The organism is Neobacillus cucumis, from assembly GCF_023715505.1.
Map to the genome: position 1 here is coordinate 23,294 of NZ_JAMBOH010000033.1, position 12,539 is coordinate 35,832.

The 12,539-nt window shown below is 40.5% G+C and carries 13 protein-coding genes; all 13 read right to left on the reverse strand.

The features are described from left to right. Positions 1–105: 105 nt before the first annotated feature. The 13 genes from M3226_RS27040 to M3226_RS27100 all read right to left on the reverse strand — a co-directional run bounded on the left by M3226_RS27040 (position 106) and on the right by M3226_RS27100 (position 12,529). Positions 106–468 carry an MmcQ/YjbR family DNA-binding protein gene (locus tag M3226_RS27040; RefSeq protein ID WP_251571993.1) on the reverse strand — a complete coding sequence of 121 codons (363 nt, stop codon included), beginning with the start codon at positions 466–468 and terminating at the stop codon, positions 106–108. Positions 469–509: 41 nt separating this feature from the next. Beyond that, positions 510–905: a VOC family protein gene (locus M3226_RS27045; protein ID WP_251571995.1), complete on the reverse strand. Its 396-nt coding sequence runs from the start codon at positions 903–905 to the stop codon at positions 510–512. Between the two features lie 169 nt (positions 906–1,074). After that, positions 1,075–1,821 (reverse strand): hypothetical protein, encoded by a 747-nt coding sequence (locus tag M3226_RS27050; RefSeq protein ID WP_251571997.1) that lies wholly within the window; start codon positions 1,819–1,821, stop codon positions 1,075–1,077. 88 nt (positions 1,822–1,909) lie between these two features. Then, on the reverse strand, positions 1,910–2,965 hold the full coding sequence (locus tag M3226_RS27055; RefSeq protein WP_251571999.1) for an acyltransferase family protein: 1,056 nt from the start codon (positions 2,963–2,965) through the stop codon (positions 1,910–1,912). Positions 2,966–3,121: 156 nt separating this feature from the next. Further along, complete coding sequence (gene purU / locus M3226_RS27060; protein WP_251572000.1) at positions 3,122–4,021, reverse strand: formyltetrahydrofolate deformylase; 900 nt, start codon at positions 4,019–4,021, stop codon at positions 3,122–3,124. Positions 4,022–4,173: 152 nt separating this feature from the next. Next, positions 4,174–5,169, reverse strand: a complete 996-nt coding sequence (locus M3226_RS27065; RefSeq protein WP_251572001.1) for a D-2-hydroxyacid dehydrogenase — start codon at positions 5,167–5,169, stop codon at positions 4,174–4,176. Next, on the reverse strand, positions 5,166–6,389 hold the full coding sequence (locus M3226_RS27070) for an aminotransferase-like domain-containing protein (RefSeq protein WP_251572002.1): 1,224 nt from the start codon (positions 6,387–6,389) through the stop codon (positions 5,166–5,168). Before M3226_RS27070 ends, M3226_RS27065 begins: the two co-directional genes overlap by 4 nt. Positions 6,390–6,449: 60 nt before the next feature. Continuing rightward, positions 6,450–7,295 carry a D-amino-acid transaminase gene (gene dat, locus M3226_RS27075; protein WP_251572003.1) on the reverse strand — a complete coding sequence of 282 codons (846 nt, stop codon included), beginning with the start codon at positions 7,293–7,295 and terminating at the stop codon, positions 6,450–6,452. After that, complete coding sequence (locus M3226_RS27080; protein ID WP_308211995.1) at positions 7,273–8,514, reverse strand: MFS transporter; 1,242 nt, start codon at positions 8,512–8,514, stop codon at positions 7,273–7,275. Before M3226_RS27080 ends, dat begins: the two co-directional genes overlap by 23 nt. A 119-nt stretch (positions 8,515–8,633) precedes the next feature. Continuing rightward, entirely contained in the window at positions 8,634–9,629 is a 996-nt protein-coding gene (locus M3226_RS27085; protein ID WP_251572005.1) for an ABC transporter ATP-binding protein, read from the reverse strand. Beyond that, the gene (locus M3226_RS27090) at positions 9,629–10,618 is read right to left on the reverse strand and encodes an ABC transporter ATP-binding protein (RefSeq protein WP_251572007.1); all 990 of its coding nucleotides are present in this window, start codon (positions 10,616–10,618) and stop codon (positions 9,629–9,631) included. The genes M3226_RS27085 and M3226_RS27090 overlap by 1 nt, the downstream gene beginning before the upstream one ends. Positions 10,619–10,637: 19 nt before the next feature. Continuing rightward, entirely contained in the window at positions 10,638–11,522 is an 885-nt protein-coding gene (locus M3226_RS27095; RefSeq protein WP_251572009.1) for an ABC transporter permease, read from the reverse strand. Between the two features lie 68 nt (positions 11,523–11,590). After that, a complete protein-coding gene (locus M3226_RS27100) occupies positions 11,591–12,529 on the reverse strand; it encodes an ABC transporter permease (RefSeq protein ID WP_251572011.1) in 939 nt (312 codons plus the stop codon). Positions 12,530–12,539 lie beyond the last annotated feature (10 nt).

Sequence of the window (12,539 nt, forward strand, 5' to 3'; positions counted from 1 at the left end):
ATTTTTATATTAATAGACATTTATAGTTATAGAAACGAAGCTTGATTGGTTATAGAATAGATCACCTTCATTATACTCTTTTTTCTTCAAACAAAAAAAGGCAGATTATTCCGCCTTTCTTCCATTGATAAACTCCTCATTCCATTTCTTAACCAAACGCTTTGGTGCTGCACGTAAATAGGCTTCTTGAATTAGGTCGGTCAATTCATCCCAATTTTCCTTAGCCGGATTTTGAATCGATACCCAGCCGTGATGTCCTATATACGGAGTTTTGAAAAAATATTCTTTTTGCAGCAATAATTCTTGGGTTTCCCTATCTGACTTGAACGACAAGCTGAACCCTTTCTCGCTTTCACCTGATATCACGAAGGATTTTCCATTAATTTTAAAAGTATTATGACCGAAACCGTCGATAAGTTCAACAGCCTCGGGCAGGGCAAGACAAATGGCGCGGACTTTTTCAAGCATTTCTGCCGACTCTTGTAATTTCATGTTTTTATTCATGGATTCTATTTTGCATTTACATCAGGTTGATGAATTCCGAAAATATTGCCCTCTGGATCCTGATAGTATCCTTGCCACGCCATTCCAGGCAGGGCGTATTTGGCCAATGCCACCTTGCCGCCATTCTCAATAATTTTCGCTTCCGTTACATCATAGTTTTCCACACCCATTGTACAAGCATATCCATTTAAAGGTTGATTTGTTTCTGGCGGAGCACTTTGACGCTGCATCAAAGCACCATTGATTCCAGGCTCATCTTCATTACCAGTTACGGCTCCAAAGTAAGGCATCCCTGCATAATCACTCCAATCTTGAAAAGACCAGCCGAATACCTCACCATAAAACTTTTTTGCCCGATCCATATCACTCACATGAATTTCGAAATGTACTAATCTTCCCATGATTACCTCCAATTTTATAATTAATCTTATCTAAGACGTTAACTTCCAGTTTGTCCCTTAATTTTATTATAAATATGGAATAAAACACAATTTTTATCAATGTTTTTCGCACAAAAGAGAGGCTGTCTCCCAAATTGACAAGCCTCTCTATTTGTTTCTCTTACTAGTGTTATTCTGTTTTTGGTTCTTTATAGAAAAAATGCATTCCGCGTCCTTTATGAGGAAACAGATCTAATTCCTTCACCTTATCTGCATGGTTAGTCATCATCTCATTGAAAAGCTCGTCCGCAGATTTATCTTTTGTGTTTATTCCCAACTTTTCTGCTGCTTGGAAGATCTTTTTATCTCGGACTTCATGGGCTATTTGATGAAAATCCTTATTGGCAGTTGAAATCCCTAGTTCTTTAGCATCTTTCTTTATTTGGGTCTCACGGACTTCCCTGGCTACATCACGGAGGTCCTTCCCATCCGTCGAAATTCCCAGCTCTTTCGCCGCTTTTTTTATTTGGGTTTCTTGTATTTCCTGAGCTACATCACGAAGGTCTTTTCCTACTGTTGAAATCCCCAACTTTTTGGCCTCATTTTTAATGGTAGCTTCAAAGACCTCTTTCGCTAGTGAATCAATCTCTTTCCCTTTCGTACTAATCCCAAGTTCCTCCGCTCTCTTTTTAATCATGGCTTCCCTAACTTCTTTTGCAATCGCCTCTGTATCTTTACCATTTGTTTTTATTCCCAGCGATTCTGCCTGTTTTTTAATAAATTCAGGATTTTGTCTGAAGTGACCATGACCATGGCCATGGACCTCTGAGGATTGATTTTGTTCATTTGGCTGTGCAGCTGCGAACGCTTGAATTGGCCCAAAAACTCCAATCAGTAATGCAAAGGCAAAAAAATAATTCATCAGCATCTTTCTCATCTTGTAACTTCCTCCCAAAAAATGGTTTTAGTTTTACAGATGGTAGGATGCCCATGAATTATGACCAAATTTTGAACAAATTGTTAAATTAATATGCATTCAGTGAAACTTCTCTCATAGTCTTTCTTGTTGTTTTTCCCAACATAAACGGGAAGTAATGATTAATGGTATAAACGGCGGGTATCAAAATAACGACCGTTATAATTGTGTATAGTACCCCTTCAACTATCGGATGATTGATTATGCTTTCAAAATTAAGAATCGATTTTTGAATCAGTAAATTAAAGACAAAAAACGCGATTTTTTGGTGGAAAGCTAAATAGATGAATGAATTCTTTCCAATATACTGGAGAACCTTATTTTTCTTCATATGTTTAATTAAAATAACAAAGGCTCCAATTCCAGAAAATCCTGATAGATAGAAAAGAATAATATTTCCTAAGCTGCTATTATAAAAATCTACTCTTTCTCCTGTAAGTAGATAATTAAGGTAACCTGTGAAAAGATTAACGATTAATAAAAGGATAAGAGCTTTTAGATGGTTAAACCGTTCCAAATTCTTATTATTTTCTTTGAATAAATAACCCGCTCCATAAAAACCAACGCTAATCATGGCCACGTCTATATTCCAAGGCAGCGGTTGTCCAACCATCTTGTTATAAAAACATCCAAAAACTGAAGTGACTAGTAGAAAGAATCCGATTGCCTTTTTCGTTTGTCCTATTTTTGTAATAAAATAAAAAAGTAATTCCGTACAGAATAAACAGGCAACAAACCATAAAGCACCGGTATGAACGGTCCAGATTGTTTTTCTTTCAGCTATGACAGAACCTAATAACGGGGTTAATAGATTGTTTTTATAATTCACCAGTCCAAAATGATTTAATAGTAAAAACCATAGGTATGCCATAAATGAAAAAGACAAGTACGGGAGGATTAATGACTTTGTCCTTTTTTTAAAAAACACCTTTAGGCTTGGAAACTTATCTTTATTATATAAATATCCCGATAGGAAAAAGAATAACGGCATATGAAATGTATAGATATATGTTTTAAGTGGAGTTGGGATATCTGCATGCCCTAACATCACTAGCAGCATTCCTAATCCCTTCCCGATATCTAACCAATCTAATCTCTTACTCATTGGATCCCCTCTCTTCTATTCAAATTTGAGGTTGACTGGCATTGAAATTCTAAATGACTAACGAGTAAGAGTATAGTATGACTTTCTTAATTTAAACTTAAAAAGAAACAAAGCCGTAATCAGTAATCCTGAATAACGGCTTTGTTTCTTTGTTTATTAGAAAACGATCGTCTTATTCTGATGGACGATAATTCGGTCCTGGATATGCCATTTTACTGCACGAGCCAACACGCTTCGTTCAATTCTCCGGCCAATCTTTTTAAGACTATCAACATTATCATGATGACCTACCCTGCTAATATCCTGTTCGATAATCGGTCCTTCATCAAGATCATTGGTTACATAATGTGAAGTCGCACCGATTAATTTCACCCCGCGGTCAAAGGCACGTTCATACGGTCTTGCCCCCACAAAGGCAGGTAAAAACGAATGGTGAATATTAATAATTTTATTAGGATTTTCCTTTATAAAATTCGGCGTTAAGATCTGCATATAACGTGCCAATACGATGAAATCAATATCATACTCTTTTAAAAGCTTAAGCTGCTCGGCTTCTGCTTGTTGACGAATATCCTTATTTGCCGGAATATAGTAAAACGGAATATTAAGTCCTTCAACAACCTCTCTCGCGTTTTCATGGTTACTGATGACAAAGGCAATATCAGCCATTAAATCTCCGCTTTGCCACTCCCATAAAAGTTCGAGCAAGCAGTGTAGTTCTTTAGAGACAAAGATGGCAGCTTTCTTAAGATTGTAAACATGCGTAAATTTCCATTCCATTGAAAAATTCTCAGCAATATCAGAAAACTGTGTATCCATATCTTTTGCTTTATCCTTTAGGCCTGGGCATTCAAATTCAATCCGAATGAAAAAGATGCCTCCCTCAGGATTGGTAGAATACTGACTGGATTCGATAATATTTGCGTTATAGGAGAATAAAAACTTTGATATCGCCGAAACAATTCCTGGTTGGTCCGGACAACTAACTAGAAGACGTCCACGATTTTTATTTTGTTCTTGAAATAATTCAATTTGCTCTTTAATAAATGCATTCATATCTAAAACCTCACTATCTTGTTTGAAACATTATACATGAAAAACACTTATTAGTTAATAATTATTTGAAAATTCTCTAATATAGTAAAAATACCAGGTTCCACTTTGAACCTGGCACTTTGATCTCATACTATTTTTCAGAAAAAACTATCCTAGTAACCTAATTTTTTATCAACGACGTTAAGAAGTGGGACCCCCTCATAGAAACGCGTAAGGTTTTCTAAAATCAACTTCATAACCCGTTCTGAATGATTACTCGAGTTATAGGCATTATGCGGTGAGACAATCACATTGTCCATATACCAAAACGGATGATCTTTAGGTAACGGCTCGACCTCAAACACATCAAGCCCAGCCCCAGCGATTTTGCCATTTCGCAGGCAATCGACTAAATCCTTTTCGGCAACTGTATTCCCACGTCCGACATTGATTAAGTAACTATCTTTTTTCATTTTGCTAAAACGCTCTTTATTCATAAAATGGATGGTATCTTTTGTGGAGGGAAGGGCCACTACGACATAATCTGATTTCGCGAGCACTTCATCTACTTGGTCCATACCGACGACAACATCTGCTGGTTCATGTTTCTTGTTTTTCTTATCAGGGTTTCTGCGGCAGCCAATCACCTTCATTTCTAAACCTTTACAACGTTTGGCAATTTCATAGCCGATTTCTCCGTAGCCAATAATCCCCACTGTAGAGCCTGCGAGGGTTCTAACTGGCAGCATTTTGCACCATTCCTGCGCTCTTTGTTTTTTTACCATCGTCGGTATATCCCTAGAAAATGCTGAGATTAACGCAATCGTGTGTTCTGCGATTGGAACAGAGGTACATCCTTTGGCATTGGTAATGATGACATCACTGTTTTTCACCACATCGGTGAGCATCGCATCCAACCCAGCACTAATGGAATGAACCCATTTTACGTTTTTAGCCTTTTTGAGAATATTCAGGTTATCACGCATGCCTAAGGTTAAAAGAATCTCGCATTCAGATAAATCGGCGGTTACCTCTGGTTCAGGTTCATCAAAATTCCATGGTTCCACCACAATATTAGGGCAAATCTCCTTAAATTGTTTAAGGTACACCTCCGGAAGGTTGTAGCGGATATATATAGAAGGTGAAACTTTTGGGGTCATTACCTTCATTCACTTACCCCCTCTAAGACGAAGTTTTTTTGCTTGTGTTCTTGATAGGACTCCGCCAAACGCTCAATTCCCCGTTTAATTTCTTCCTCGTTGCAGTAGGTAAAACCGAGGCGGATATGATTCTTTTCATCTGCATTCAAATAAAAATGTGCCCCGTCTAAATAGCTGACACCCTTTTGTAGTGATTGCTGCATAAACTGACTCGTATCAGTACCTTCTGGGAAGGTTAACCAAAGGAAAAAACCCCCTTCTGGCATAATATAAGAGACGTCTCTATCAAATGCTTCCTCGATCGCCACCACCATGGCTTCCATCCTTGAACGATAGATAGAGTTCAGGAAATCCACATGCTGATCAAAATCAATCGTTGTTAAAAATTGCGAAACGATTTCTTGAACAAACACACTTGTCGAACCGTCCGATTTTAACATCCGCATTTTATTAATTAACGGTTCGCTCGCAACGGCCCAGCCCATGCGGATGCCCGGGGCAACTATTTTAGAAAAGGTACTTAAATAAATCACACGGTCAGGTCCAAAGGAATAAATGGAAGGGACGTATTTTCCTGTAAAGCTTAACTCTACATAAGCGTCATCCTCAAGCACATAAAAGTTATATTCATAAGCCAATTCCGCCAGTTTTTTTCTTCTTTCAAGCGAAAGACTAACCCCTGTCGGATTATGGTAGTTTGGCATAACATAAAGCACTTTTGGCATTGGACCGCCATTTTTTCTAGCTTCCTTCAGCTGATCCTCAACTAAATCTACCCTTATGCCATCTTCGTCGATCGGAAATGAAGTTAATTTTGTTTCTGCCAATAAAAACTGCCGAATGGCTCCGAAAAAAGATGGCCCTTCCACCCATACATGGTCTCCAGGGTCTGTTAATGTCCTAGTAGCGATATCAATAGCCTGACTCGAGCCGGCTGTAACGAGTATTTCATTCGTCTCCGCACGAACCGAACGTAACAGCGATCTTTGTTTAATCCATTCGGCAACCATCTTAGGACCATTTCCACCTCCATATTCAAGCGGTTTTACGCCCCCTTTTTGGATGGCCACAACAGAAGACTCCTCCATAAGCGATAGATTAAAAGATTCTTTCGCAGGCAAACCAAAAGCGAGGGGAATTAAGTCAGGGTGCTGATCCGCAAACGCAGCCGCGATTAAAGGCAGCTTGGGAAATCGTTTTGAATAGGTAAATTCTTTTAAGGTTGTCAAAATAATACCTCCTAAAAGTAAGTTATCGATTTCAAATACTTATTCAAGTTAATCTTCCTTTTAGATAGAGATTACAGAACCTAACAATGCTTCAAAGGCGGATTGTAACAGACGGGTATAGACCCCAGGTGTTCCTTTACCAATTTTATACTCGTCAACTTGAATAACAGGGCATATTTCCTGGCCCGTATTTGTTATGAACACCTCATCCATTTCTAATAATTCATCGAAAGTAAATGGAGTTTCTTGTAAAATTAAATCGGTCTTTTTCAGCAAACGAAGCACCACTTGCCGAGTGATTCCATTTAAAATCAAGTGATTGGCAGGGTGTGTAAAGCATTGCTTGCCTTTGATTGCAAATAGATTCGAGCTGCTTCCTTCTGTCACAATCCCGTCCCGGATTAGAATCGCTTCCGCTCCACCCTGCTCAACTGCTTTTTGTTTAGCCAAAACATTGCCTAGCAAATTAAGACTCTTGATATCTACTCTCAACCAACGGATATCCTCAGCAGTAACGACTTTTATACCGCTTCTCATTTGTTCGAGTGGCCGCTCCATTTCGCGTACATACGCCACTAACGTTGGCTCTGTTTTTTGCGGAAAGGCATGTAACCTGGGCGCTGTACCGCGGGTCACTTGGATATAGACAGTACCATTGGTAACTTTATTGTCTTTCACAAGCAGCTGAAGATTTTGATAGAGTGTATTAATGGCTGCCGGCAATGGGAGCATCAGTTCTTTGGCACTCCGTACTAACCTTTCAAGATGTGCCTCCCATTCGAAGAAGACTCCATCATAGATTTGAATAACCTCGTAGATCCCATCGCCAAATTGAAAGCCTCGATCCTCTAAGTCTACTGTAAAGCTTTCTCTTGGAACGATCTTATTGTTTAGCAAGATATTCATTTCCCGTCTCCTTTTCTCGTATATAAGAATGACTTTCTTTTTTGAGATTGAATACGATAAACACAAAGAGGAACAAACAAATACAAGATGAAATGACAAACGGTGCTGAAGGGTGGAACAAGAAGATCCAGCCGGCAAAAAGCGGTCCAACACTTCTTCCGAGGCTATCCATGGATTGCTGAAATCCCATCACCGTCCCTTGCCCAACAGATTCCAACTTTGATATGAGCGAGATAATCGTTGGTCTTGCGATGGCCTGCCCTGCCCCAACCAATAAACAGCCCGCGAAAACCATCCAAGTGATAACAGAAAATGCGATACAGGCAAACCCGATAATCTCTATTAGTAACCCTATTTTCGTAATAGACACTTCATGAAGTTTCGATAGAATGAAACCCATGAATAACAATTGAATAACGACAGATGACAGTGATTGAGCACTAAAGGCAAGCCCTGTTTCGCTGGCAGAGGATTGAAATCGGTCAATCATAAAGTAGCCTAAGACCCCAAACAAACTAGAAGTTGAAACGGCTAAACCAAAGGTAATCAGCAGCAGATTACGATAGCCCGGCTTCACCATATGCTTTAACGTATCCTTAAAGGAAACCTCCTTTAGCTTTTGATTTTTCTGATCCGGCTCACTCAAGAGAAAATGTACAAATGGAATGGTACTCAGACTAAGTATTCCGGCTGCAATAAAGGGCGCATGCAATCCCATCGGGGAAAAAATCCCGCCTACGGTTGGACCGCAAAGGAAACCAAGGGCATTAGCAGCTCCCATGTTGGCAAGGGCCTTGCTCCTTTTTTCCTTTTCATTTGAATCAATTACCAATGCCAGGGCAGCAGGCTGTGTTCCGCTCGACAACATCGCACCAATGATCCGAATAACAAGGAGCTGCCCGTAAGATTCAGCAAAAACCATCAATAAAAAGGCTATCCCAAATCCAAACAATCCAATCAGCAATACAGGTTTTCGGCCGATACGGTCAATAAGCCTCCCCCAAAACGGTACCACAAGGAATTGAGTTAACGCCCAGCCAGTAATCAAACTTCCCATTTGAAAGGAACTCAGACCCAAGTTGTCGGCCAAATATGGCAATGCTGGAAGAACGACACCATACCCTGTCATTGATAGGAACATAATGAAAGATAATAAATAAAACGACTTTCTGGTCATAGTTGATCCTTTCTTATTAAGCCTGCTTTTTGCCGAAATCACTGATAAATTCTTATTTTCGCTGATATCCCGTTTAAAATAACCGATACCCGTTAAAGAACCGCCGATATATACCTTTAGACCTCCTGAAAGTGTACTATTAACCTAAAAAAATTCTCTTCTTATATTAAATGACAAGCAAGTTGATGACCGTCTCCAATATCTTTAATGTTAGGCTCCTCAACCACACATCTTTCCGTTTTAAAAGGACAACGTGTATGGAAACGGCAGCCACTTGGGGGATTCAGAGGGGTTGGCAGCTCCCCTTCAAGTACAATCCGCTCCATTTGATCCTTATCATGAATCATAGGTCTTGCCGATAATAGCGCTTTGGTATAAGGATGTTTAGGCCGATTAAAAAGATCCTCTGTTTTAGCGATTTCTACCAACTTCCCTAGATACATGACGCCCACACGATCAGAAATGTGCTTTACAACACTTAGATCGTGAGAAATAAATAAGTACGTTAAATGGAATTCCTTCTGGAGGTCTTTAAACAAGTTAATGACCTGTGCTTGGACGGATACATCAAGAGCAGATACTGGCTCATCACAAATGACAAGCTTGGGATTAAGTGCCAGGGCCTTGGCGATGCCTATTCGCTGCCTTTGTCCGCCTGAAAATTCATGTGGATACCGATTCTTCATTCTGGAAGAAAGACCCACGGTTTCCATTAAACTCTCGACTCTTTTCCCCCGTTCCGCCATTGTCCCAACCTTATGTATATGGAGGGGTTCAGCGATGATTTCAGCCACTGTCATCCGAGGATGAAGGGAAGCATAAGGATCTTGAAAGACAATTTGCATCTCCCTTCTGGCTTTCTTTAGTTCCTGACTTGAATGCTCAAGAATATTTTTCCCTTCAAAAAGCACTTTGCCATCGGTTGGTTCAATTAACCGCAATAAGGAGCGCCCTGTTGTACTTTTTCCACAGCCGGACTCCCCAACAAGTGCCAGAGTTTCTCCTTTATAAATGGTAAAGTTCACATCATCTACGGCCTTCACAACCGGAGGTGCCTGACCCTTGATGCGATTAAATAATCCTTGTTTAATAGGAAAGTATTTTTTAAGATGACTAATTTCCATTAAAGGCTCTTTTTCAGCTACAACTGTCAACATTACACGCCTCCCCCTTCCAGGATTTCTTTATGGCGGAAACAACTGACCTTTCGTCCATCTTCTAAGCTCATCAGCGGTGGTTCTTGGCTAGAACATTGATGGATCGCGTATGTACAGCGATCATGAAACACACAGCCTTTTACCTGCTCATCCGGTAATGGAACCCGGCCTGGAATCGAATAAATCCGTTCACTTTGTTCTTCAATGGACGTAACCGATTGAAGAAGGCCTTTGGTATACGGGTGAAGCGGTTCAGCAAATAATTGATCCTTAGTCGCTTCTTCCATTACCTTTCCAGCGTACATCACAATGACTTTTTCACAATAATTGGCGACCACTCCTAAATCGTGTGTAATCAAAATCAACGACATATCCATTTTTTTCATGACCACAGATAAAAGGTCCAATATTTGTGCCTGTATCGTTACATCGAGGGCGGTAGTTGGTTCATCCGCAATCAGTAACCTTGGTTCACAGGATAACGCCATCGCAATCATAGCCCTCTGCCTCATCCCACCAGATAATTCATGCGGATAGGCTTTCATTCTCTGTTCAGGAGATGGAATCCCAACAAGCTTCAACATCTCGATGGCTTTCTCGTTCGCCTCCTTTTTACTGATCGATTGATGAGCAACAATTTGTTCGGTAATTTGCTTGCCAATCGTTATTAGCGGGTTTAGAGCTGTCATCGGTTCTTGAAAAATCATCGCGATATCATTCCCGCGCAGACGCCTCCAGTCTTGATTTGTATTAGTTAACAGATTATCTCCTTCCCATAAAATTTCGCCTTTTGTTGCAATCAAACCCTTGTTTTTTAACAAGCCCATGATTGCCAAGGAAGTCATGCTTTTACCGCAGCCCGACTCTCCTACGATTCCAAGACTTTCCCCTTTTTTAAGTGAAAAATTAACACCTTTTAATACATCAGTGATTTCACCATTTTTCTGAAAACCGACACGTAAATCTCGGACATCTAAGAGAGTAGACATAGTAGATCCGACCCCTTTCTTATTTAGATGATTTCATTTTCGGATCAAAATAATCGCGAAGAACATCGCCAAGTAAATTAATCCCTAAAATCGTGACAAACATCACAATGCCTGGAGTAAACAAATACCATGGGGCAAAGAACATATAATCTTTTCCTTGATTGACCATGGAACCCCAGCTAGGATCTGGAGGCTGTACTCCTAGCCCAAGAAAGCTTAGACTAGATTCAGCAAGAATGGTTGTCGCCATCCCAAGTGTCATGAGCACCGCTATATTTCCGTAACAGTTTGGCAGGATATAACGAAAAAGAATCCGGCTTACACTTGCACCAAGGGCGTGACCTCCCTCAACAAATTCCCGTTCCTTTAACGAAAGTGTTTGTGAGCGAACTAACCGGCATATTTCTGGCCAGCTGACAAACCCCAAAGCAAGAATCAGATTAAATACACTTGGTCCAAGCGCTGCCATAATCGCAATGGCGAACAATAGTCCTGGGAAACTAAATATGATATTTGTAATGGCCATAATCACCTTATCGGTTTTCCCGCCAAAATAACCGGAAAACAGGCCCAACAGCGTTCCAATCAGCACGGCCATTAGCTGCACAGCAATGGCAATAAGTAATGATTTTTGACCGCCATACAATACTCGGGTAAACAAATCCCGCCCTAAATGATCGGTACCAAACCAGTGAGCTGCACTTGGGGCCTGTAAAACCTGCGTCAGGTCATTGGTATTCGGATTATAGTGTGTAATAAGAGGAGCGGTTATTGTACCTAATAAGATAATTCCGGCAAAACCAATCCCGACCATAGAAAACGAAAGCCTCATGCTTCTCTTATTTGCTTTCTGCCTTGGAAAAGTGGACGTTTGCTCTAAAACCGTTGTTTCAACAGTTTCCATACAATCATCTCCTTTAGTCTTGTTTTAGTCCTCCATCTCTACTAATGAGTGATGGAGGTCATGTGGAGTTAAGCTTCAATCTTAATTCTCGGATCAATCCAGCGGCAACAAAGGTCTGTCAATAAGTTTACTAGTAAAAAGACAGTGGCAATAAAGACAACGCAGCCTTGGACGGTCGGCAAATCCCGTTGCAAAATGCTGTCAATCATCAGCCGTCCAACCCCTGGGAGACCGAAAATAGTTTCGGTAATCACGGCACCTGATAGCAAAAGTCCCATTTGAACACCGATAATCGTCATGATGGGCGGCAGTGCATTTTTCAACGCATGTAACACCGTAATTCTTAGTGAGGAGATTCCTTTGGAATAAGCTGTGGTGATAAAGTCATGCTTCAATACATCAATCATCGACGATCGGGTAATGCGAGCAATCACACCACTTACTGCCAATCCAAGGGTCGCAGCCGGAAGGATTAAAAATTTTAATTCTCCTGCTTGGTACCCCGAAGACGGTAGGATCTTAAACTTTACGGCAAAGATATACATTAAGATCAATCCTAAAAAGAAGGAAGGAATAGATACTCCCGAAACCGAGAAAGAACTCACAAGAGAATCAACCCAAGTACCGCGTTTATATGCACCAATCACTCCAATCGTTATTCCTACTCCAATCGCCATGAGTAAACCCAATACCGTAATACTGACTGTTACAGGAATACGTTCCAACAATAACTCAGTAACTCCACTGCGTGTTTGATAGGAGGTACCGAAATCCCCAACAACTGCTCCTTTTAGAAAATTCAGATATTGAAGGGCGAGAGGGTCATTCAGACCCCACTCTTCCCTTATTTGTTCAATCACATGTTTATCCAAGGCACCTGAGCGTGCATCCATTAATTGCGCCACCGGGTCGCCGGGGATAATATTCATTAAGATAAATACAATCAGCGTAATCGCAATCCAGATTGGAATGGCTTCTAGTAAGCGGCGAACCGTGTATCCCAGCATTTTGCTTCCT